Annotated in this window: 23 protein-coding genes; 3 read left to right on the top strand and 20 right to left on the bottom strand. The window is 34.1% G+C overall.

Annotation, left to right across the window (positions count from 1 at the left end):
- Nucleotides 1-194: 194 nt before the first annotated feature.
- Entirely contained in the window at nt 195-599 is a 405-nt protein-coding gene (locus tag AC1DY0_RS00320; protein WP_477186700.1) for a hypothetical protein, read from the bottom strand.
- A gap of 72 nt (nt 600-671) precedes the next feature.
- Entirely contained in the window at nt 672-1,736 is a 1,065-nt protein-coding gene (locus AC1DY0_RS00315) for an AI-2E family transporter (protein ID WP_477186699.1), read from the bottom strand.
- Nucleotides 1,737-1,949: 213 nt separating this feature from the next.
- Between AC1DY0_RS00315 and AC1DY0_RS00310 the strand changes: the two genes are divergently transcribed.
- Nucleotides 1,950-2,360, top strand: a complete 411-nt coding sequence (locus AC1DY0_RS00310; protein WP_477186698.1) for an OsmC family peroxiredoxin — start codon at nt 1,950-1,952, stop codon at nt 2,358-2,360.
- A gap of 85 nt (nt 2,361-2,445) precedes the next feature.
- Here AC1DY0_RS00310 and AC1DY0_RS00305 read toward each other — a convergent pair whose 3' ends face one another.
- From AC1DY0_RS00305 to AC1DY0_RS00270, 8 genes are all read right to left on the bottom strand, one after another.
- The gene (locus tag AC1DY0_RS00305) at nt 2,446-2,889 is read right to left on the bottom strand and encodes a hypothetical protein (protein ID WP_477186697.1); all 444 of its coding nucleotides are present in this window, start codon (nt 2,887-2,889) and stop codon (nt 2,446-2,448) included.
- A gap of 39 nt (nt 2,890-2,928) precedes the next feature.
- Nucleotides 2,929-3,483 carry a hypothetical protein gene (locus AC1DY0_RS00300; protein WP_477186696.1) on the bottom strand — a complete coding sequence of 185 codons (555 nt, stop codon included), beginning with the start codon at nt 3,481-3,483 and terminating at the stop codon, nt 2,929-2,931.
- A 16-nt stretch (nt 3,484-3,499) separates the two neighbouring features.
- The gene (locus AC1DY0_RS00295) at nt 3,500-4,486 is read right to left on the bottom strand and encodes an aldo/keto reductase (protein WP_477186695.1); all 987 of its coding nucleotides are present in this window, start codon (nt 4,484-4,486) and stop codon (nt 3,500-3,502) included.
- Nucleotides 4,487-4,588: 102 nt separating this feature from the next.
- A complete protein-coding gene (gene cysM / locus AC1DY0_RS00290) occupies nt 4,589-5,479 on the bottom strand; it encodes a cysteine synthase CysM (protein ID WP_477186694.1) in 891 nt (296 codons plus the stop codon).
- A 1-nt stretch (nt 5,480) separates the two neighbouring features.
- Nucleotides 5,481-6,272: a serine O-acetyltransferase EpsC gene (epsC, locus tag AC1DY0_RS00285; RefSeq protein ID WP_477186693.1), complete on the bottom strand. Its 792-nt coding sequence runs from the start codon at nt 6,270-6,272 to the stop codon at nt 5,481-5,483.
- A 151-nt stretch (nt 6,273-6,423) separates the two neighbouring features.
- Nucleotides 6,424-7,065 (bottom strand): SGNH/GDSL hydrolase family protein, encoded by a 642-nt coding sequence (locus AC1DY0_RS00280; RefSeq protein ID WP_477186692.1) that lies wholly within the window; start codon nt 7,063-7,065, stop codon nt 6,424-6,426.
- A gap of 59 nt (nt 7,066-7,124) precedes the next feature.
- On the bottom strand, nt 7,125-7,583 hold the full coding sequence (locus AC1DY0_RS00275; RefSeq protein WP_477186691.1) for a hypothetical protein: 459 nt from the start codon (nt 7,581-7,583) through the stop codon (nt 7,125-7,127).
- Between the two features lie 420 nt (nt 7,584-8,003).
- Nucleotides 8,004-9,164 carry a histidine decarboxylase gene (locus AC1DY0_RS00270; protein ID WP_477186690.1) on the bottom strand — a complete coding sequence of 387 codons (1,161 nt, stop codon included), beginning with the start codon at nt 9,162-9,164 and terminating at the stop codon, nt 8,004-8,006.
- A gap of 153 nt (nt 9,165-9,317) precedes the next feature.
- Here AC1DY0_RS00270 and AC1DY0_RS00265 point away from each other — a divergent pair, with 153 nt between their 5' ends.
- Nucleotides 9,318-9,770, top strand: a complete 453-nt coding sequence (locus AC1DY0_RS00265) for an Lrp/AsnC family transcriptional regulator (protein WP_477186689.1) — start codon at nt 9,318-9,320, stop codon at nt 9,768-9,770.
- A gap of 24 nt (nt 9,771-9,794) precedes the next feature.
- On the opposite strand, the gene AC1DY0_RS00260 is transcribed toward AC1DY0_RS00265, so the two are convergent.
- The 8 genes from AC1DY0_RS00260 to truA all read right to left on the bottom strand — a co-directional run bounded on the left by AC1DY0_RS00260 (nt 9,795) and on the right by truA (nt 17,896).
- A complete protein-coding gene (locus AC1DY0_RS00260; protein WP_477186688.1) occupies nt 9,795-10,220 on the bottom strand; it encodes a PIN domain-containing protein in 426 nt (141 codons plus the stop codon).
- Nucleotides 10,221-10,224: 4 nt separating this feature from the next.
- Nucleotides 10,225-10,473, bottom strand: a complete 249-nt coding sequence (locus tag AC1DY0_RS00255) for a DUF6364 family protein (protein WP_477186687.1) — start codon at nt 10,471-10,473, stop codon at nt 10,225-10,227.
- A 386-nt stretch (nt 10,474-10,859) separates the two neighbouring features.
- A complete protein-coding gene (locus AC1DY0_RS00250; RefSeq protein WP_477186686.1) occupies nt 10,860-11,246 on the bottom strand; it encodes a cupin domain-containing protein in 387 nt (128 codons plus the stop codon).
- A 439-nt stretch (nt 11,247-11,685) separates the two neighbouring features.
- Nucleotides 11,686-12,600, bottom strand: a complete 915-nt coding sequence (cysK, locus tag AC1DY0_RS00245; RefSeq protein WP_477186685.1) for a cysteine synthase A — start codon at nt 12,598-12,600, stop codon at nt 11,686-11,688.
- A gap of 148 nt (nt 12,601-12,748) precedes the next feature.
- Nucleotides 12,749-13,492, bottom strand: a complete 744-nt coding sequence (locus AC1DY0_RS00240; RefSeq protein WP_477186684.1) for a hypothetical protein — start codon at nt 13,490-13,492, stop codon at nt 12,749-12,751.
- A 309-nt stretch (nt 13,493-13,801) separates the two neighbouring features.
- The gene (lpdA, locus tag AC1DY0_RS00235) at nt 13,802-15,190 is read right to left on the bottom strand and encodes a dihydrolipoyl dehydrogenase (protein WP_477186683.1); all 1,389 of its coding nucleotides are present in this window, start codon (nt 15,188-15,190) and stop codon (nt 13,802-13,804) included.
- 152 nt (nt 15,191-15,342) lie between these two features.
- Nucleotides 15,343-17,112 carry an ABC transporter ATP-binding protein gene (locus AC1DY0_RS00230; protein WP_477186682.1) on the bottom strand — a complete coding sequence of 590 codons (1,770 nt, stop codon included), beginning with the start codon at nt 17,110-17,112 and terminating at the stop codon, nt 15,343-15,345.
- Between the two features lie 49 nt (nt 17,113-17,161).
- The gene (truA, locus tag AC1DY0_RS00225) at nt 17,162-17,896 is read right to left on the bottom strand and encodes a tRNA pseudouridine(38-40) synthase TruA (RefSeq protein WP_477186681.1); all 735 of its coding nucleotides are present in this window, start codon (nt 17,894-17,896) and stop codon (nt 17,162-17,164) included.
- A 268-nt stretch (nt 17,897-18,164) separates the two neighbouring features.
- Between truA and AC1DY0_RS00220 the strand changes: the two genes are divergently transcribed.
- Nucleotides 18,165-18,662 (top strand): metallophosphoesterase family protein, encoded by a 498-nt coding sequence (locus tag AC1DY0_RS00220; protein ID WP_477186680.1) that lies wholly within the window; start codon nt 18,165-18,167, stop codon nt 18,660-18,662.
- A gap of 4 nt (nt 18,663-18,666) precedes the next feature.
- Here AC1DY0_RS00220 and AC1DY0_RS00215 read toward each other — a convergent pair whose 3' ends face one another.
- Together AC1DY0_RS00215 and AC1DY0_RS00210 are read right to left on the bottom strand one after the other, a co-directional pair.
- Entirely contained in the window at nt 18,667-20,361 is a 1,695-nt protein-coding gene (locus tag AC1DY0_RS00215; RefSeq protein WP_477186679.1) for a tetratricopeptide repeat-containing sensor histidine kinase, read from the bottom strand.
- Between the two features lie 49 nt (nt 20,362-20,410).
- Nucleotides 20,411-21,073 (bottom strand): response regulator transcription factor, encoded by a 663-nt coding sequence (locus tag AC1DY0_RS00210; RefSeq protein WP_326401494.1) that lies wholly within the window; start codon nt 21,071-21,073, stop codon nt 20,411-20,413.
- Between the last annotated feature and the right edge of the window lie 89 nt (nt 21,074-21,162).

The raw sequence follows: 21,162 nt of genomic DNA, 5'->3' as shown, positions 1-21,162 counted from the left end.
TCCTCGTTCTGGATGCAATAACACTAAGCCAGGAAAGGAGCTTCCGTTGGTCGCTCTTTCCTGGCAAGTGTTAAATGCTTCCAGAACTCCGGGTTTTTCACTATAATCGGGGGCAGGGGAGGTATAGAGAGATTTGGGATTGAAAATTATCAAGAGGTTTAATTCTGAAAAATAAATTAGTTTCTCGCTAATTCTTAATTTTCTAGATCAGAGTACATCAATGTAGGCTTTCCATTAACGCAGTCTACTCTTGTTGGAGGCAATATTATATCGCAGGTTGAAACGATTCCCCATTTTTTATTATAAGCATCTTCTGCTTTGGTGTAATCCTCTACTTTTTTAAGAAATTCAGTAACATTAATTTTCAACGAGTAGGCAATAAAACCAGCAGAACCGCCACATGATTTTGAACCAATGGCTTTAAAAGACCATTCTGAAGGGTTAGTGCATGGAGTACTATTGACCATGGAAGCCGAAATAATTTCAGTATACATTTTTGAAAGATTTTGATTTTCGTTTTCTTGCGAAGAATCATCATCGTTATTGCAACTGAAGAAGGAAATAGCAAGTGCAATAAATAAAAATTTTATATTTTTCATAAAGGTTGTTTAATAACTAGATGATTATATAAATGAAAGGTTGCGTCAATTAAAAAGATAGATTTTAATTTGCTATTTTTTTGATTTCCCATCACTCAATAAAAGTGATAAAGATTTCAGACTTTTTGTTCGGTCAGCCAAAAGTTTTAGAATACTTATAAACGGAATAAATAAAATCATTCCGGAAGCTCCCCATAATATGCCACCAGCAAGAACCATGACAAGAATTGCGAGTGCATTGATTTTCAAACGGCTTCCTACAGCATATGGAAATATGATGTAAGCTTCCAGTACTTGAACCACCGAAAAGACTGTGATGACTCCAATAGGATACCAAATGGAATTAAACGTAATCCAAGCCACCGTAATGGGTAAGAGCGACGAAACCATGATACCAACATAAGGTATGAAGGTAAGTATGGAAGCTGTAAACCCAAAAAGGAATGGGTAGGGAATACCAATAAGGGCGAGACCAATACTATTCAAAAGACCAACAATTAAATAAACCACGAGCATTCCTTTTATGAATTTGTAATACTCATTAATGGTTTCAACAATAATCTCATGAATCATTTCTTTTTTATCCTTAGGGAAAATATGGTACAATGCCTGAACCAATAATTGACGGTAAAATAATATCAACGCCGAGAAGATGGGAATTATTAAAAGATTAAATAATGATTCAGAGAAAGAATAGAGAGTATTTTTGAGCAGTAAAAAAAACTGGGAACTGGAGTTGTTTAAAGTATTTTTGATATAGCTCAACTGTTTTTCTTCATTTATCCCAAACTGATTCGTTAAAAATGCACTCCATTGATTCAAGGTTTCCTCTAACTTTTTTTCTAAGTTTTCCCATTCATTAGAAAATTCAACTATTTGAGCGAAAAGTAGATATAAGATAACAGCAAATACAAGCACTACAGATATTAAGGAAAGTCCAATCGCTATGTTTCGATGCACTCCTTTTTTTTCCATCCATCTGCAAACGGGATAAAGTATAAAACTGATAAGCAGGGCAAAACTTAACGGAATGAATAGAGATCTCCCAAAATACAATATTACCAATCCAATGAACAGATACTGAAAAACTTCGAGAGCAGTAGTTTTTTTAGAAAAATCAGATGGAATAGGTATCATATCAGACTGTGTTTTAACTGTTACCGTTTCTTCTTCCGTTAAATTTATATAACCAAAAATCACATAATCAACTGACTTACAAGATACAAAATATTTTGGAGACAGGATTGTTAGTTGTTAATCATTATTAAATTTTCGTTAAATATATCTGTTTCTAAAATCAGTTTTTCATTTAAAAACTAAATTTGAGTAAACTAAAAAACGACTATTATTATGAAAAGAAATGCAACCGCAGTTTGGAATGGTTCCTTAATGGAAGGAGCTGGAAAATTAACAACACAAAGTACAACTTTACAAAATACCCAATATTCATTCAAATCTAGATTTGCCGAAGGTGTAGGCACTAATCCAGAAGAACTTGTTGCGGCGGCGCATGCGGGTTGTTTTACGATGCAACTTACAGCTTTTATTAGTGAAACAAGTGCAGTAATTGAAAGTATAGAAACGAGATGTGACATCAATTTAGTAGACGGAACTATTATCAGTTCTCACTTAACGGTTAATGCTAAAATAAGCGGTATTTCAAATGAAACGTTTCAAGAATTAGTTACAAAAGCGGAAAAGAATTGCCCGATTTCAAAACTATTCAATACTGAAATTTCGACTACTGCCGCTTTGGTTTAGTGTTTTTATAAAATAAAAAAAGGTTCGGTTTATTATTAAATCGAACCTTTTTTGTTTAAGGTAATTACATGATTTTATGTATGAGCTATTCTTTCTTTTTTATCCATTCATAATTAACAATGGATAAAAAGTAGAAAAGACTATCTGCAGTAATTTTTCCGAGAATAATTCCAATGAAATAATTTCCAGTCAGTATTGGCATCCAATACATGCAAAACGGACGAATAAAAAAGAAATCCAAAACTGCAGGATAACCAAATTCGAGAAAGAAATTCCGAATTAAGAAAGCGATTTCTTTTAAAGTAACGTTTTGGTTGTTTAGTTTTTTCTTGGTAGCTAATGCTTTATAGGATCTGTAAGCCATGACACCATAAAAAGCAAAATATTCGGCAAACGTAATTATATAAGCCGTGATTAATCCACTAAAAATTCTACTGAATTGGGAAGCTAGCAACGCGGCGCTTGAAGCTGCCAATTCAGAATATTTATAGCGATCAAACCACTCTTTGAAATTTGCTTTATTGAACATTTTATTTTTTTTAGAAAATTAGAATTAATGTTCTAGGTTTTAAACCTTTCTAATAAATAAATTGTTCTTGGCTAGTGCCAATAAAGTAATGATAAGAATAATGAAATAAAGAGAAGTTAATACACTCTTTAAAACCGTAAAGATGCTTGTGATTTGGATTTGCAATTCATTAATATTTGGATAGCTTTTCAACATACATATAATTCCAATGTTTTCGGCATAATCAAAGGAACCAGAAAATAATGGCAGTAAGCACAAATAAAATAATGAACCGTCGAGCTTTCCTAATTTGTTTAGAAAATAAGCGAGTACCAAACAGGAGCTAAGTCCAAAAAGAGCGGGATAAATCAAGTCTAATGGAAGTTGATGATATAAATATGTATCTCGACCAGCAGTTCCCAAAGCAGTAAAAAGTTTGTTTACATACTGAGAATCATAACCGGTTGGCATCATATCAAATATTTTCATTCCTCCTGAGAATTGCATTACTTCGGGAATGGTATCAATAAGCATAATAGCATAAACTATGTTACAAAGTATAAACAACGATAATACAGTTTTACCATTTATATTTCGTTTGATACATTCTCTCATAGACTATTTGTTTAGATTACCAAAGTTGATGAACTTGTGGTTTGATATATTGCTCGTAAATGGCATTCATTGCAGAAATTTTCTCTTGAGACAGTTTCGGTAAATCATACAGTGACAGATTAGACAAAACATGGCTTTCCTTTGATGCTCCCGGTATTATACAGCTGATTTCGTTAAAACTCAAAATCCATTGCAGGGCAATAGGAGCCAAATTAGTAGCTTCAGGAAAAAGTGCTTTTAAGGCGTCTACGGCTTTTAAACCCAACTCATAATTAATTCCAGAGAACGTTTCTCCTTTGTCAAAAGCGGCACCCTCACGATTGAAATTCCTGTGGTCCTGTTCTCCAAAAGTCGTTTTAGAATCAAATAAACCAGTCAATAATCCACTCGCCAGTGGTACTCTTGCAATAATCCCAATGTCTTTTTTCTGAGCTTCTTTGAAAAATAATTCTGAAGGGCGTTGACGGAAAAGATTAAATATAATCTGAATTGTGGTTACGTTAGAGTATTCAATAGCTTTTAGGGCTTCTTCAACTTTTTCTACACTAACACCCAAATTCAAAATCTTTCCTTGCTCTTTTAAACGGTCAAACATTTCAAAGATTTCCGGACGATAAAATACTTGGTTTGGCGGACAGTGCAACTGAATAAGATCGATTGTTTCCAATCCCATTCTTTTCAGGCTGTCCTCAACATATTTCTGTAATACTTTTGGCTGATAACCCTCATTTACGTGCGGATTGATGTGTCTGCCACATTTTGTCGCTACATAAATACGTTCGGAACGGGAACGGACAACCCTTCCCACAGCGGTTTCACTCAATCCATTTTCGTAAACATCGGCAGTGTCAATAAAATTCACACCCTTATCAATGGCGGTATTGATTAACTCGTCTGCGGTTTTATCATTAAAGGGAGAGCCCCATTTTCCGCCTACTTGCCAAGTGCCAAGTGCTATTTCTGATATATTGAAATTGGTTTTTCCTAGTTTGCGATAGTTCATTTTTTCTTTTTTAAAGTTTCTGAGTTTCTAAGACTCTAAGATGCTAAGTTTTTTAAAGTTTTCAAAATCTTAGAAACTTAGTATCCCAGAATCTTAGCATCTTTATTCATCAAATAAATCTGAAGACAAATAACGGTCTCCACGGTCGCAGATAACGGCAACCACCACACCAGATTCAAGTTGGTTGGCTATTTTTACAGCCACTGCCACAGATCCTCCGCTGCTCATACCTGCAAAAATGCCTTCTTCTTTAGCCAATCTTTTGGTCATTTCGCGGGCTTCTTTTTCGCTTACATCTATAGTGATATCTACTTTTGAGGCATCAAAAATCTTAGGTAAATATTCTTCAGGCCATTTTCGAATACCAGGAATTTGTGAACCTTCGCTTGGCTGTGCGCCAATGATTTGAATATTTGGGTTTTTCTCTTTCAAGTAAGTCGAGGTTCCTATAATCGTTCCTGTAGTCCCCATTGCCGATACAAAATGAGTAACAGTTCCGTCGGTGTCATTCCATATTTCTGGGCCGGTGGTTTTGTAGTGGGCTTTCCAGTTGTCATCGTTTGCAAACTGGTTTAGCATTACATAACCGCCTTCGGCTACTTTTTTATCAGCGTAATCCCTAGAACCAATTATCCCTAAACTTGCTGGAGTCTGGATAACCGTCGCGCCATAAGCCTGCATTGTTTGTGTACGCTCGATAGTGGAATCTTCGGGTAATACCAACTCAATATCTATGTTGAATAATTGGGCTATCATTGCCAACGCAATTCCAGTGTTACCACTTGTTGCCTCAATTAATTTGTCTCCTTTTTTGATGTCTCCTCTTTCGATGGCAGATGCAATCATATTGTAGGCGGCGCGGTCTTTTACACTTCCTCCTGGATTGTCTCCCTCAAGTTTCAATAAAAGTTTTACGTTTTTGTTTGCGACTAAACGGGTTGTTTCTACCAGTGGTGTATTCCCGATTAATTCTACTAATTTATAAGTTTTCATTTTATTTTTTCTCTTTTACTTTAACTTCGGTTGTGGTGGTGTTCAACACTATTGAATCTTCAGGGATTGATTTGGTTACCCATGAATTTCCACCCACGACACTGTTTTTGCCAATTGTTGTTGTACCTCCCAAAATGGTTGCATTGGCATATAGGCAAACATTTTTCTCTACAGTTGGATGTCTTTTGGAATTCTTCATGTCTTTGCTTACGCTCAAAGCTCCCAAAGTTACTCCTTGATATATTTTTACGTTTTTTTCGATAACAGTGGTTTCACCAATTACGATTCCTGTGGCATGGTCGATAAAGAAAGGCGATGCGATTGTTGCTCCTGCATGAATATCTGTTCCAGTGATTCGATGGGCATATTCGCTCATTAATCTTGAAAAAAGCATCAAATCCAATAAATACAACTCATGGCTTAATCTGTAAATGGCAATGGCATAAAATCCAGGATAGGCAAGATAAATTTCTTCAAGACTATTGGATGCCGGGTCATTTTCTAAGATGTAAGAAGCATCTTTATTTAAATTCTCGAGTACAGAGGGTAATTTATGCAAAAATTTATCCCAAGCAGATTCACAGGAATCTTGCTCTTTTTTGCAGGCCAAAGAAGCAATTTCTTTGAATTGTTTTTCTAACTCATCAATACTTTCGTTGAGTGGTGCATTAGAATCAAATAAAGTGTAAAACAGTTTTTCGGTAAAGGCTTCTGTTTTGGTTTTTATGCTATAATTTATAGAAAAATGACTTTTGGAAGCACTAATATTTTGAACAATCAGATCTTTGGTCATGATTATGAAATTGAATGTTAATTTTGAAAGGATAAAAGTAAGGCGTTTTTCAGAAAAAATAACAAGATTTGGCCAAAGAATTAGGTTAATTGCCGTTGAAAAAGATAGGCTCAAAAAGATATAACAGAATCGGTATTTTTTTGAAATTATATCACATTAATTGCAAATTACTAATGATTGTTTCAACGATTGATTCCATCACGAGATATCCTTCTTTATTGGGATGAACCCCATCTTCTGAATAAATTGCTTTTAAACCTTTTCGTTCATCCACCATAGCCGAAAAATAATCTACATAAGCAATGTCATTTGCTCTGGCATATTTCAGAATCATTGCATTTAATGCTTCGATTTTATAGGCGGGTTCCATTCCTCGTTTCCAAGGGAAATCATTGGCAGGGAGTATTGAACATAAAACCACTTCGATGTTATTTGCTTTAGCCAATTCGCACATAGAAATAAGGTTTCCTAGTATTGTTTCGGGTGTTGTAGGGCCAGTATTTCCTGCAATATCATTTCCTCCAGCCAAAATAACGACAATTTTGGGTTTCAGTTCAATTACGTCGGGTCTAAAACGCAAGAGCATTTGTGAAGTCGTTTGGCCGTTAATACCTCTATTGATATATGATTTGCCAACAAAAAAATCTTGATGAATAGTTTTCCAGCCTTCGGTTATGGAATCTCCAAAAAATACAATTCTTTTTTCTCCAGAAGATGGAGCTAAAATCTGTTCATTCTCGGTTTTGTATTTGTTTAAATACCCCCAGTCGAGGATTTTTTCTTTTCTTTCCATAAATAGTGGGGTGCAATTGAAATGACCTTATAATTTGTTTTAAAAAATTACAATATTGATTAGTTTTTTATGCGTTTGTATTTTTCGGTTATTATTCGGTCAACTCCCAGTTTCTCTACTTTTTCAACTCCTTGTTGGATTAGAATGTCATTTTTTATGGAGACTTTAAATTCAAATTTATTGTTTTCCCAGGCTCTGTTGGAGAAATATTCCAAATATTCAGTGTATGTGTCATTTACCAAAGTATATCTACCGGCACCAGCAGAAAATTTTGGATTGGATTCTTTACCCATAGTCAAATCGTGAACGAAAAATGCAAAATGGTCAGGATTGATAATTTTGATCATTTTTACTTTTGGATCAAAAGTAGAAAAAGTGGAATCTTTTTGAGTTGATGTTGCCGAAATGAGTTCCCAAGTTCCAATAATTGGCAAATCATTATGTTTGGTTTTATTTTGGCTAATACCGTTGAAGTAACTGATTATCGCAATAAATAATAGAGATAGTTTGATTTTCATTTTTAGGTTTTAATAATTGAAAATAATAAAACTAAAGTACAATTTATTTTATAATTACGACTTAGCATAAAATAGAGCAGACTTAAGGTAAAGGTATGTTTACGTGTCTTTATGCTACGTCATCGTGTCTTTATGCTAAGTCAGAGTAGCTGTATGCTACGTCAACGTGTCTTTATGCTATGTCAGCGTAGCTTTATGCTAAGTCAACGTAGCTTTATACTAAGTCAACGTAGCTTTATACTAAGTCAACGTAGGTTTAAGCTAAGTCAACGTAGGTTTATGCTACGTCAACGTAGGTTTAAGCTATGTCAGCTTAGGTTTATGCTAAGTTAGGGTAGGTTTATGCTAAGTGAACGTAGGTTTAAGCTAAGTTGACATAATCTTATGCACGTTAGGCATTCTAATGGGTTTTGTATTTTTTTAGAAACTAAATTCTGCCATTTCTTCTGGGTTTTCGATGCAATTTTCTACGTCGTTGATGAAAAGGTCAATTTGTTCTTTGGTTACATTGGGCATACAAATAATATGTGAGATATCGCCCTCAGTGGCCAATTGCCATTTTGATTTAACTTCTTCAGCTGTTTTTGGGAAAACCACGGTAATGGAATTTGGATTTCTCCAAGCAGCAATTCCTATGTTTTTTAGTCTTTGTTCACAGTATTCGGCTACTTCCAAGCTGTGTAAATAACGATTTTTTAAACCTTCCACTCCGAGTTTTTTTATGGCATACCATAAAAACAATGGGCAATGACCGTTTCTAGACCCTGTAATAGTAGTGTCTAAAGAACCGATATAGGATATTCCTTTGGAGATTCGATCTCTGTTGGAACGCTTCGTGATAATAACTCCAGTTGGAATAGGGGAGCCTATAAATTTGTGACCACTGATTGAAATACTGTCAGCACCATCTTTAAAATCAAAAGGAAATCTAGGCTCCATAAAAGCTCCATAACTTCCGGATAAGGCCGCGTCACAATGGATGTAACTGTCTTGTATGGCCAATCCTTTTAGAATATCCCTGATTTTTGAAACGTCGTCTTTGGCTTCTTTCATAGTTGTTCCAAAAGTAGTAAGCACAATTGCTGGCTTATGACGATTCATTTTTAAGGTATTTTCAAAGTCAACATAATCAATTTCGCCATTCTCCTGTGAACGAATTACAATGCTTGGAATATTGAGTAAGTGAATGTTTTTACGTACACTGTAATGGGTAGATTCTGAATAATAGACCATCGCTTTTGGATATAATTCGCGAGCAAGATACAATCCGTATAAATTACTTTCTGAGCCTCCATTGGTTACGTAGCCCCAATAATCTTTTGGATTGGCGCGGAATAGTTTGGCAAAAAAGCCAACTACTTCTCTTTCGAGTTCGTGGGTTTGTACTTTGTAGGTGCAGTCCTCAAAAGGGTCACCCAAATTATTGATAGGATATTTGAAAAAATGATTGATTTCTGAATAATCAAAATCTTTGGATACAGGATAGCCCAAGAAATTATCTCTGGCATTTTCTATGTATTGTTCCAACTCAAATAAGCGTTGATTGTCTTGTTCGGATAATGATTTTGAAATAGGTAGCATACTGTTTTATTTTACTGTAAATGTACTTTTAATGATTTAATATTCTTTATACTAGATTATATTCAAAATATAATTCTAATTTTGAATCATAATTCAGTTTTTAAGCATTGTATTTACTGCTTGCTTTTTTCAAAACCATATAATTATTCTGAGATGGATTCTATAGACAAAAAAATATTAATGCTTTTGCAGAGGGATGCAAAACAAAACACAAAGGAAATCGCCGAAAAAGTAGGTTTATCTGTTTCTCCAACTTTTGAGAGAATTAAAAAATTGGAGCAAAAGGGATATATCAAAAATTATGTGGCTTTGCTGGATGCTACCAAAATTGGGAAATCAATCAGTGTGTATTGTCAAGTGACGTTGGCGGTGCACTCGAGGGAATTGATAGATGATTTTAAGCAGCATATTCTTGTGTTGCCTGAAGTTACCGGTTGTTTCCACGTTTCTGGGAATTATGATTTTTTATTGAAAGTGGCTGTCAATGATATGAATGAATATCAAAAGTTTGTCATCGATAAATTATCGGTTATAAAAGGGATCTCAAATGTGCAGAGTTCTTTTGTGATGGAAGAAATAAAAAATGATTTTGCCTATAATTTATGATATAAATTTGCTAAGAGGCAGAAATTAATTAAATGAATCAATTGATTTTAAAAAATCTTCGGGACTCATAATGGGTAACTTGCTTTTTTTGTAATCTTTTACATTCCGAGTGATGATGATGTCAATTTTTCCGTTTAATTCGGCAGAATAATTTTGTAGTGCATCTTCAAAATCTTTAAAATTGCAGTTTAGAGCAACAATTATTGAGTTTTTGTCTATAATGAGTATTTCGATTATGGTGAGTAAAATTTTTAATTTTTCAATAACTTTTTCTTGTTTTCCTTTTTGGCTTAATAAATAATAAGCGTTGCTTACTATTACAGGAGTTACAAATCCTGTAATTTCTTTTTTTTCGCATAAGGAAAGGACTTGTGCTGCATTTTCTGAAAAAGGTTCTCTGTCAAGAAAGAAATCTAGAATTACGTCTGTATCGATTAAAATATTTTTCATTTGGTTATAAATATTTTTCCGATAATTTTTTTGCTAATTCTTTTTTGTAATCAAAATCACTGTCGCTATGAAAAGAACTTTTTAGTGATTTTACTATTGGAGAAAGTTCTTTTTTGTTTTCAGGCTGTTCTAAAACCAATACTTTTAAGTAGTTTTCAATAATATTTGATAAACTGTTTTCTTTTTTTTGAGCATACTTTTTGGCTTTTTCAATTATTGAATCTTCAATTGTCAAAGTTAATTTAGTGTTCATCTTTCTGTTTTTTTACTATACAAAGATAAGATAAAAATAAATGCACGTGTATTTTTTTTAAATTTAACACTCTTGACGCTTCTTTGATGTTGAGTTTTAAATGCATTAAAATTAATTTTGAATACGTATGCTTTTGTGTGAAGGATAGGAACGGCATCTCCCGATTTAGAAAAACAAGGCTTTTTTGCCGTAGTTTTTGTTAATCGGGAATACATTGGATAGCCTGACCTTGTTGCCTGACAAATTTTTCTATTTTGTAGAAAATCTTTTGCAACAAGGACACACCATAAAAAAAAACCTGACTCGTTTAAAAGGAATCAGATTTTAGAATATTTAAATTGTTATCCAAAAAGGAAAAAATGAATTGCTTTGTTTAAAAAAAGTTATTACATTTTTTTTGCAGGCTTTATTTCCGTCACTATTAATTTTAAAGTGGTGTTTCCAATATTTTTCGCCATATGCGTTACTGCTGGGAGATACATTGCAGTTCCCATTTTGACATCTATAGTCGTCGCTGGTTTGCCTTTGTCAGTGATCTGAATTTTGCCACTAGTCAAAGCATAGACTGAATGGTTCGGGTGGCTGTGCCAGGCGGTTGATGTACCGGGTGCGAATACAACTTCCATAACTCTTACTTTGTCATTTTCAAGTAACACTTTTTTATACACATTTGGCGCTACTTTTATTGGGTCTTGCGCATACAAACTGGTGCTTTGAATTAAGAATAGTCCGATAAAGAGGGCATTCATTAAAAATATTTTAATTGTTTTCATCTMATTTAAATTTAAGTAAAACTTTTTTGAATTTAATTGACCTACTCTTTTATGTTTTTTGAGTAGTCGGATGGTATTTATTTTGAATATTTTGCTAGTAGAATTGACAAGGACAGTCTAGTAAGGTTAGGATGTGTTCCAGCAGTTCGTGTTTGTCACCAGCCTTTTTAAATAGTTTGTTCTATTTAAAAAAGCATTTTTTTGCCGAGCAATTCATTTGATTGTTTTTTTGAGAAGCAATTTCCTCTTTTTTTTTTGAGGCATACTAAATTACAAAAAATATAGAGTTGGGTTTTAAAAATAGTCTTCTTTTTTAGAATGTTTTTCAATTAATGTATTGAAATTAAGCGAGTTGATTTTTTGTTGGATGTAGAATGCTATAATCAAAAAAAAACCGACTTGCTTTCGCAAATCGGTTCGATATTGAGGGGTTTATTTTTTATTCAAATAAACCTTCGATGCTTAAATAACGTTCTCCAGTGTCGTAGCAAAAGGTCAGTACTTTTGCGCCAGAAGGAATTTCTTTTAATTTTTTGGCTACAGCTGCCAAAGCTGCTCCCGAAGAAATTCCAAGAAGAATTCCTTCTTCTTTCGCTGCTCTTTGTGCATATTCAAAAGCTTCATCTTTGCTTACCAGAATTGCTCCATCCAGAATTTCAGTATGTAGATTGGTTGGTATAAAACCGGCTCCAATTCCTTGAATAGGATGGGGTGAATGCGTTCCTCCACTTATAACTGGAGACGCTTCTGGTTCTACAGCGAAGACTTTTAGGTTTGGAAAATGTTGTTTTAGCACTTCGGCACAGCCTGTAATGTGACCGCCTGTTCCAACTCCTGTGATCAGATAGTCCAATCCATCAGGAAAAGCTTTTATGATTTCCTGTGCGGTAGTGGTTTTATGTATTTCGATATTTGCCGGGTTGTCAAACTGAAGTGGTATCCACGAATTTGGAATTTCCTTTGCTATTTCTTCAGCTTTCGCAAGAGCACCTTTCATACCAAATTCTCGGGGAGTAAGCACAAATTCGGCTCCATAAATACTCATTAATCGGCGTCTTTCTATAGACATGGAGTCGGGCATTACCAAGATTAATTTATAACCTTTTACGGCGGCTACCATGGCTAATCCAATACCAGTGTTTCCAGATGTGGCTTCAATTATGGTACTTCCTTTTTGCAGTAATCCTTTTTGCTCCGCATCTTCTATCATTGACAAAGCGATTCTGTCTTTGATGCTGGCACCTGGATTTGTTTTTTCCAGTTTTACCCAAACATTTGTATCTGGACCAAATAATTTATTGATTTTTACGTGTGGCGTATTACCAATGGTTTCTAGTATGTTGTTGTGTATCATAGTATATTTTATTGAATAGTAAATATACTTAACCTATAGGGATTAGCAAAATGGAATGGGATTAATGTTTAGATAATGATATAATTAATCTACAAGTATCGTAATTAGATTAACATTAGGTTTGTGTTACTAATGTCGCAACAGATTATTACATCCGAATGCGATAAGCAGCACTAAGTTTAATAAAAGGCCCATCTCCCCAGTCAATTTCAGAAGTGTAGCCGTGAGTATCTATACCTGTTCGTATTTTTCTGAATACACCATAACCAGGTTCAAGTGTAATACATAGCTTTTTAGCTGGATAGTAATCCAAGTAAAGGGATATTTGGTTATCGTCTAATCGGATGTAATTACCGTTTGAAAGAAGGTAACTGTTCATAGGAGCGCGAAATGTAGCTCCGCCAAATAATTTTTCACTCCATTTGTGTTCATATGTGAGGCGCCCCGGTAGTAATCCAAAAATATAATTCTTCTCGTCTACTCGCCAGTCAGCACCAAGTACTGGTATTATGAACCAACCAAAAAATTCTTTATTGGCATATATACCGAAACGGAATTTTTGATTTTGTTTTTTTTCAAAAGTTGTAAAGAATACTCCACCATATTGAAATGTATTATTTGAAAATAATTCTTCACCATTGGAACGAATTAGCGGTATAATCGAAAGTGACCATTTTGATTCCTGTATTGGAGTTATTAAACCGATTGGTAAACATATACTTCGTACAGTTGGATATACTTCTAGATTGTTCGGCGATTCAAACTGCCATTGCTCATAAAATGGGCTAATGAGAAGATAAGTGTTATTCTTGAGTTTAATAGGGAGATCACTGCCAACCCATAGATGAGTGAAAGATGGAATTTCAGAATTGTTATTCCTGAACGCATCCATATACCGTAACTGTATGGGGTCAACAAATGGTTGAGGATAAAGGTTAGTTTTGGATACTATAATAAAGGCGAGAATTATTAAAATCCGTATCATAGTTTTTTATGGTTTTATTAGTTTAATAATTTAAACATATAAGAACTTTGAAATAGATAGTAAGTTTACCTTCTTTGGTTTAGCTAAGTTAGCTCTTTGTTTTTTAATGTGTCAAAAAAACGATTTTTATTCGATAAAGGGGAAAATATTAGAGCACAAAAAAAACCGATTTGAAATATTTCAAATCGGGGTTTTAAATTTATAAAATCTTATTTATTACAAGTGAATTACTTCTCCGTATGCATCAGCAACAGCTTCCATAACCGCTTCACTCATTGTAGGGTGAGGGTGAATAGATTTTAGGATTTCATGTCCTGTAGTTTCTAGTTTACGTGCTACAACTGCCTCAGCAATCATATCTGTAACGCCAGCACCAATCATGTGGCATCCTAACCATTCGCCATATTTAGCATCAAAAATTACTTTTACAAAACCATCTGGAGTTCCGGCAGCTTTCGCTTTTCCTGAAGCAGAGAATGGGAATTTACCAATTTTTAATTCGTATCCTTTTTCTTTAGCTTGTTTTTCGGTCAAACCTACAGATGCGATTTCTGGAGTTGCGTATGTACAACCAGGAACGTTTCCGTAATCGATAGGATCAACGTGCATTCCTGCAATTTTCTCTACACAGTTGATTCCTTCAGCAGAAGCTACGTGAGCTAATGCTTGTCCTGGAGTTACGTCACCAATTGCGTAATAACCTGGGATATTAGTTTGGTTGTAAGCGTTTACCAAGATTTTATCTCTGTCAACAGCGATTCCAACTTCTTCCAATCCGATGTTTTCAATGTTAGTTTTGATTCCAACTGCAGATAATAAAATATCAGCTTCAAGTACTTCTTCACCTTTTGAAGTTTTTACAAATGCTTTTACTCCATTTCCAGTAGTATCAATACGCTCAACTGAAGAGTTGGTCATAATTTTGATTCCAGCTTTTTTCAAAGAGCGCTCAAATTGTTTTGAGATATCTTCATCTTCCACAGGAACTACGTTTGGCATAAATTCTACGATGGTTACATCAGTTCCCATTGAGTTGTAGAAATGTGCAAATTCAACCCCAATTGCTCCAGAACCTACAACAATCATAGATTTTGGCTGTGTTGGCAATGTCATTGCTTGACGGTATCCAATTACTTTTACACCATCTTGAGGTAAGTTTGGCAATTCACGTGAACGAGCTCCAGTAGCAATGATAATGTGATCTGCACTGTATTCAGTAACTTTTCCGTCTTTATCGGTAACGTCTAATTTTTTACCAGCTTTTAGCTTTCCAAAACCGTCAATTACATCAATTTTATTTTTTTTCATCAAGAATTGAACTCCTTTGCTCATTCCTTCAGCAACACTACGACTACGTTGTACAACAGCAGGGAAGTCTTTGTCAAATTCTTTTACAGTTAGTCCGTAATCTGAAGCATGTTTCAAATAATCAAAAACTTGAGCCGATTTTAGTAACGCTTTAGTTGGAATACATCCCCAGTTTAAACATATACCACCAAGGTTTTCTTTTTCAACCACAGCTACTTTAAATCCTAATTGAGAGGCTCTAATTGCTGTAACATATCCTCCAGGGCCACTTCCTAAAACTATAATATCGTATTTCATTTTGTGCTTGTTTATTTGTTTTTTAATAGTGAAATGAATTCGTGAAAACTCATTTCTTTATTTATGATTAATGTAATAAATTGAGATTGCGAATTTAAGGATTTATTTGATTATGGGAAAATTTAGTAGGAACAAAGTTTTTTGACATTTTGTTATAAAAAAGTATTCGAACTGGTAGTGCTAAACTGCGAATCATACAAGTTTTTATAATATCCTTTTTCTTGATTTATTAATTCTTGATGGGTTCCTTGTTCTACAATTAGACCTTTGTCCATGACCACAATTTTATCGGCATTGACTATGGTTGCCAATCGATGTGCAATTACGATAGATGTTCGGCCTTTGGTAATAGTTTCGGTAGCGCGTTGGATTAATTCCTCGGAATAAGTGTCGATAGAAGAAGTCGCTTCGTCCAGAATAAGAATACTCGGATTGCTTACGTACGCTCGTAAAAAAGCAATAAGTTGGCGTTGTCCTGATGATAGCATTACACCGCGTTCTTTTACATCAAAATCATAATTGTCTGGTAAGCTCATAATGAAATCATGGACACCAATTTTTTTGGCTGCTGCCAAAACCTGATCACGAGTAATTTCAGGATTGTTTAGTGTAATATTATTGTAAATGGTATCGGCAAAAAGAAATACATCTTGCAAAACCACAGCAATTTGCTTGCGCAAGGAACTCAAAGTATAATTCTCAATATTGTGATTGTCAACAAATATTGAACCACTATTGATTTCGTAGAAGCGATTTAATAAATTAATAATAGTCGATTTTCCTGCTCCTGTAGATCCCACAATGGCAATAGTCTGACTCGCTTTTACTTCAAGATTGATTCCTTTTATCACTTCTTCGTTTGGAATATAGCCAAAGCGAACATCCTCAAAGCGAATATCTCCATCAAATAAAGGTGCTTCGATAKTTCCTGTGTCTTGTATTTGATCTTGCGTGTCCAATATGTCAAAAACACGGTTGGCGGCAATCATTCCAAGTTGCATCTCGTTGAACTTATCCGCAATTTGACGTAAAGGATTAAACAACATCCCGATGAACATGGTGTATGAAAATAAATCTCCAAAAGTGGTCGAAGTATCCCCTTCTAAAATATGAAATCCTCCATATAAAACGATGAAACCAAGCGTTAATGACGAAATAATATCAGCAATAGGGAAGAAAATCGAATTGTATAAAATGGTTTTTATCCAAGCTCTATTGTGTTTGTCGTTGATTACCCTGAATTTTTCGGCTTCAATGTCCTCGCGATGAAAAAGCTGAACAATTTTCATCCCCGTAACTCTTTCTTGGACAAAAGAGTTCATATTGGCAATCTGAGTCCGAACTTCCTCAAAGGCAACCTGCATTTTTCTTTGGAAAATACGGGTAATAAAAACCAAGATCGGCATCGCGACAATCACAATCCACGTCAGTTTCCAATTCATGTAAAACATAAAAATAAGAACCACGAGCATTTTCATCAAGTCACTTATAATCATAAATAATCCTTGACTAAAAATACGGGCAATCGCTTCAATATCCGACACAGAGCGAGTTACGAGTTGACCCACTGGAACCAAGTCGAAATATTTCATTCTAAAACTCAAAATGTGTTTGAACAGTTTTACTCTAATATCTTTCACAATATCCTGTCCGAGCCAGTTGGCCCAATATACAAAGAAAAATTGGGAGAAAACCTCAAGTAAAAGCACACCACCCATTAAGGTGATATAAATCAATAAACCGGTTTGGTCTTTGGGTTGAATGTAGCTATCGACAGTTTGTTTGAGTAAATAGGGGCGAAGGGCTGCAAAAACAGATAGTGAAATGGCGAAAATAATCACACCATTAAAGCGCCATTGATAGGGTTTTGTATATTTTAATATTCTCTTGAATAATCGGGTATCAAATGCTTTTGCTTTCATTTATTTGTTCTGTGCTTTAAGCTTTAAGCATAAGGCTTATTGCCTAAAGCTATAAATAATCGTATTCTATTTTGGTTAAATATAACCCATGAGCCGGAACCGAAAATCCAGCCTTGTCTCTGTTTTTACTTTCTATAATCGATTCAAAATCATCCAAAGTGATTTTGTGTAGTCCAATATTAATTAAAGTTCCCACAATAGAGCGAACCATATTTCGTAAAAAACGATTGGCCGAAATGGTGAAAATTAATTTCCCATCGTCTTCTTTCCAATAGGCTTCAAATATACTACAATCAAAGGTATTTACATCTGTGTTGACCTTGGAAAAAGATTGGAAATCAGTGTGATTTAACAATGATTTTGCAGCTTTATTCATTAAATCCAAATCCAGTTTTTGATGAAAGTACCAACTTTGCTCTTGAAGAAATGCGTCTTTAAAAGTATTTATATGATATTCGTAAGTTCTTTTTGTGGCGTCAAAACGAGTGTGAGCTTCATCATCAACGGGAAAAACGTCATATATAACAATGTCTTTTGGTAAAAATGAATTTAGCTTGTGAATCAGGTTTTTGGTATCAATTGGGTTTTCAAAATCAAAATGTGCAAACATTTCTTTGGCATGAACTCCAGTATCCGTTCTTCCGGCTCCCATAAGATTGATTTCGGAGTTGAGAATAGTTGAAAAAGCTTTGTTCATTGTTTCTTGAACAGAGGCAGCATTAGGTTGGTATTGCCAACCGTGATAGTGAGTTCCGTTGTAAGCTAGTTTTATAAAATACCTCAAAGTAAGTGTTCAGTTTTCAGTTTTTAGTTTTCAGTATTTATTATCGGTGACCGATGTTGCTTTTTTTGAAAATCGGGCCGCTGTTGCAGAAAACTTTTTTGGTGCAAATTTACAAAGAATGTATCTTGTTTGGTTGTTTTTTATTTAAAACTAGAATGTCTATTTTTGTCGAAATGCCCTAGCCCCGATAGTAGTGAAAATCCTTTTCTATTTTTCCTTTAAAAATAGAAAAGATTGCAACGGATAGCGGGAAATAGCTCCCAAAAATATGAAAAAAATCCTCCTCCTTTCGGATACGCACAGTCACATTGATGATACGATCTTAAAATATGTTGCACAAGCCGATGAGGTTTGGCATGCGGGTGATATTGGGGATTTAGTGGTTACTGATACCATAAAAAAGTTAAAACCTTTGCGTTGTGTTTACGGTAATATTGATGATGCCCAGGCACGTTTGGAATTTCCTTTGCATAATCGTTTTTTTTGCGAAGGTGTAGATGTTTGGATAACGCACATAGGAGGTTATCCTGGGAAATACAATCCGGCTTTAAAAACCGAAATGGCGTTAAATCCACCAAAGCTGTTTATTTGTGGACATTCACATATTCTAAAAGTGATTTTTGACAAAAAGAATAATCTATTGCACATGAACCCGGGTGCGGCCGGTAAAAGTGGTTTTCATCAGGTGAGAACGATGCTTCGTTTTGTGATAGATGGAGAGGAAATTAAAGATTTAGAGATTATAGAAATTGATAAAAAAGCATAGTGTTTTAATAGACTATTGGAATTTTTAAGCTAACTATTGTCCCTTTGTTTAGAGTAGAATTAATAATAAATTCTCCTTTCATGTTGTTTATTCGTGCCCGAATTTGATTGATTCCAAATCCTTCGGTAACTTCCAATTTGCTGTTCATAAACCCATTTCCATCATCTGAGACTACTATGAAAAGTTTGTTTTCAATTTCTTTGATCGTAACGTCTGCGGTAGTTGCTCCACTATGTTTTATGGTATTGTTCAGTAACTCAGCAATGATAAAATAGAGTTTCATCTCAAACTCTTCATTGTATCTCTTTTTAATCGCAACGCTTGAATTAAATGTGATTTTAATTCTTGAATTGGATGTTTTTTCACATAAATCTTCCAATGCGTAGAGTAACCCAAATCGGACCAATAGGGAAGGCATTAGTTCATGGGATAAGTTTCGGATTTGATTGTGTGCTTCTTCGAGAATTTCTTTTGTTTTATTGATTTCTTCAGGTTGAGCTTTATTGATTGAAGTAAAAACATTAAGATGTAAGCCAGCTGAGGAAAGCAGGGAACTAATGTTGTCGTGCARAAAAGAGGCAATTTTTTTTCGTTCCAATTCYTGYCCGTCAATAGAGGCATTGATGATRTTTTCYTGGATTYTACTTCGAATATCTTTTAGTCTGTTTTTTTGTTTCAAACGAATGTTYTGAACGAARAAATAAAAGAAAATAATCACGCATAWYAAMAGRAAAAGRACAATRATKGCAATTTTTTTATTTKTGGATTGTTCTTCAATAAGTTTGGTCTGCTTTATTTTGTAGGTTGTTTCAATCTTATCTATTTCTCTCTTGTAATGGTCAATTTCGAGATTAATACCTATTACATTGGCTTTGATTAATTTTTCTTCGATGTTGAGTTCATTGGTGATTTTGTAATACAACATGAGGTTGTCATAGGCTTTTTTTGGCTGATTGATTTTATTTAAAAATTTTGAATATTCTAAATGAGAGAAGGATTGATCAGATTTCTCATTTCCAATGGAGCCAAATTCAATGGCTTTTTCAAAATAAAAAATTGCTTTATCGTTGTCGTTGATAAAACTGTAATACATTCCATTCAACATGTTTAAAGCTACAATAGTGGAATCGTTTCCGTCAATAGATTGGTATTTATTGATATATTGTAAATAAGAGAATCCTTCTGCAAACTTTTCAATGTCAAAATAGGCCCAGGTAATATTGAGTTTTGTGAGGAATATTTGTTTCCTGTCTAAAACTGCTTGGCTAAGCTTTAGAGATTTTTGATAATAATAAATTCCTTTGTCGTATTGCTTTTTGTCAAAACAATAGATGTTGCCTAAGTTGTTGTAAAACTGGTTTTTTAAAGTGTTGTCGTTTGTTTTATTGACGTAATAAAGCCCTAGATTGTAATAGTGTAACGCTTTTAAGGGTTCTGTTAGTTCATCAAAGTTGGAAGCGATAATTAAGTAAGAATTGGCAATTAAAGCGTTGTCTTTGTTTTTAATGGCCTGTTCTAGTGCAACCCTTGATTTTAATAATGATTTTTCATAATCACCATTAATCCTGTTTGTTCTTGCGTCTTTTATTAGGTTGACAGTTTCTTTTTGTGATAGTGTTTTGTTTTGGGCGAGTGAGGTTTGACTAAAATAGATTAGAAATAAAAAAACGATTAGTATTCGAAACCTAATTTGATACATATATTTATTGTAGAAGCTATAAATAAAAATGTTATAAGTCTTTTAAAACTTATGTTATAATCAGATGATTATTCATGGCATACTTAACAATGCCAATTGTGTTTTTTGCTTTTAATTTTTTCATAATGTTTTTTCGGTGCGTTTCAACTGTATTAATACTGATGAAAAGCTGCTCACTTATTTCTTTACCACTATATTCCAAAGCAATCAAAATAATGATTTCTATTTCACGTTCAGTCAACAACGGATTTACATTGGGTTTGTAAGTGTTTAACTTTGGATTGTTTTTGGTGGCATTAGAGAATATTTTTTCTCGGATGGATTCACAAAAATATTCTTCGCCGTTGGCAACAGCTTGGACTGCCTCAATAATATTGTCCCCGGCACATTGTTTAGTCAAATAGCCACTTACTCCCAAGTCCATGATTTCTTTGATTAATTTTAAATCATCATAGCTAGAAAGAATTATTACTTTACAAGGAAAGCCTTTTTGGGCGAATTCTTTAACAACTTCAATTCCGTCTTTTTCGGGCATACTAATGTCTAAAACAAGAACCTCGGCTTGATTCTTGGTTACATCATCGTATATAGTTGTTCCATTGAGAGATGACCCAACAACTTTAAAATGTGGTATTGTTTGTAGTAAAGTCTGTATACCATGTAAAATTATCTGGTGGTCATCGGCAAGATGAATTCGAATATTCTTTGTCATATTATCTATTACAGTATTCAAATTTATAAAAAAAAAGATTCTTAATCTGTACTATTTTTTTTATTTATTAAATAAAATTAAATTACTCT

The sequence above is a fragment of the Flavobacterium sp. P1_E4 genome, assembly GCF_056405915.1.
The sequence above is the reverse complement of the archived record's forward strand: the minus strand, read 5'-3'. Positions and strand labels throughout refer to the sequence as shown.

Coding starts and splice junctions, on each gene's coding strand:
- AC1DY0_RS00320 (WP_477186700.1), bottom strand. CDS start 599: ATGAAAAATATAAAATTTTTATTTATTGCACTTGCTATTTCCTTCTTC.
- AC1DY0_RS00315 (WP_477186699.1), bottom strand. CDS start 1,736: ATGATACCTATTCCATCTGATTTTTCTAAAAAAACTACTGCTCTCGAA.
- AC1DY0_RS00310 (WP_477186698.1), top strand. CDS start 1,950: ATGAAAAGAAATGCAACCGCAGTTTGGAATGGTTCCTTAATGGAAGGA.
- AC1DY0_RS00305 (WP_477186697.1), bottom strand. CDS start 2,889: ATGTTCAATAAAGCAAATTTCAAAGAGTGGTTTGATCGCTATAAATAT.
- AC1DY0_RS00300 (WP_477186696.1), bottom strand. CDS start 3,483: ATGAGAGAATGTATCAAACGAAATATAAATGGTAAAACTGTATTATCG.
- AC1DY0_RS00295 (WP_477186695.1), bottom strand. CDS start 4,486: ATGAACTATCGCAAACTAGGAAAAACCAATTTCAATATATCAGAAATA.
- cysM (WP_477186694.1), bottom strand. CDS start 5,479: ATGAAAACTTATAAATTAGTAGAATTAATCGGGAATACACCACTGGTA.
- epsC (WP_477186693.1), bottom strand. CDS start 6,272: ATGACCAAAGATCTGATTGTTCAAAATATTAGTGCTTCCAAAAGTCAT.
- AC1DY0_RS00280 (WP_477186692.1), bottom strand. CDS start 7,065: ATGGAAAGAAAAGAAAAAATCCTCGACTGGGGGTATTTAAACAAATAC.
- AC1DY0_RS00275 (WP_477186691.1), bottom strand. CDS start 7,583: ATGAAAATCAAACTATCTCTATTATTTATTGCGATAATCAGTTACTTC.
- AC1DY0_RS00270 (WP_477186690.1), bottom strand. CDS start 9,164: ATGCTACCTATTTCAAAATCATTATCCGAACAAGACAATCAACGCTTA.
- AC1DY0_RS00265 (WP_477186689.1), top strand. CDS start 9,318: ATGGATTCTATAGACAAAAAAATATTAATGCTTTTGCAGAGGGATGCA.
- AC1DY0_RS00260 (WP_477186688.1), bottom strand. CDS start 10,220: ATGAAAAATATTTTAATCGATACAGACGTAATTCTAGATTTCTTTCTT.
- AC1DY0_RS00255 (WP_477186687.1), bottom strand. CDS start 10,473: ATGAACACTAAATTAACTTTGACAATTGAAGATTCAATAATTGAAAAA.
- AC1DY0_RS00250 (WP_477186686.1), bottom strand. CDS start 11,246: ATGAAAACAATTAAAATATTTTTAATGAATGCCCTCTTTATCGGACTA.
- cysK (WP_477186685.1), bottom strand. CDS start 12,600: ATGATACACAACAACATACTAGAAACCATTGGTAATACGCCACACGTA.
- AC1DY0_RS00240 (WP_477186684.1), bottom strand. CDS start 13,492: ATGGATGCGTTCAGGAATAACAATTCTGAAATTCCATCTTTCACTCAT.
- lpdA (WP_477186683.1), bottom strand. CDS start 15,190: ATGAAATACGATATTATAGTTTTAGGAAGTGGCCCTGGAGGATATGTT.
- AC1DY0_RS00220 (WP_477186680.1), top strand. CDS start 18,165: ATGAAAAAAATCCTCCTCCTTTCGGATACGCACAGTCACATTGATGAT.
- AC1DY0_RS00210 (WP_326401494.1), bottom strand. CDS start 21,073: ATGACAAAGAATATTCGAATTCATCTTGCCGATGACCACCAGATAATT.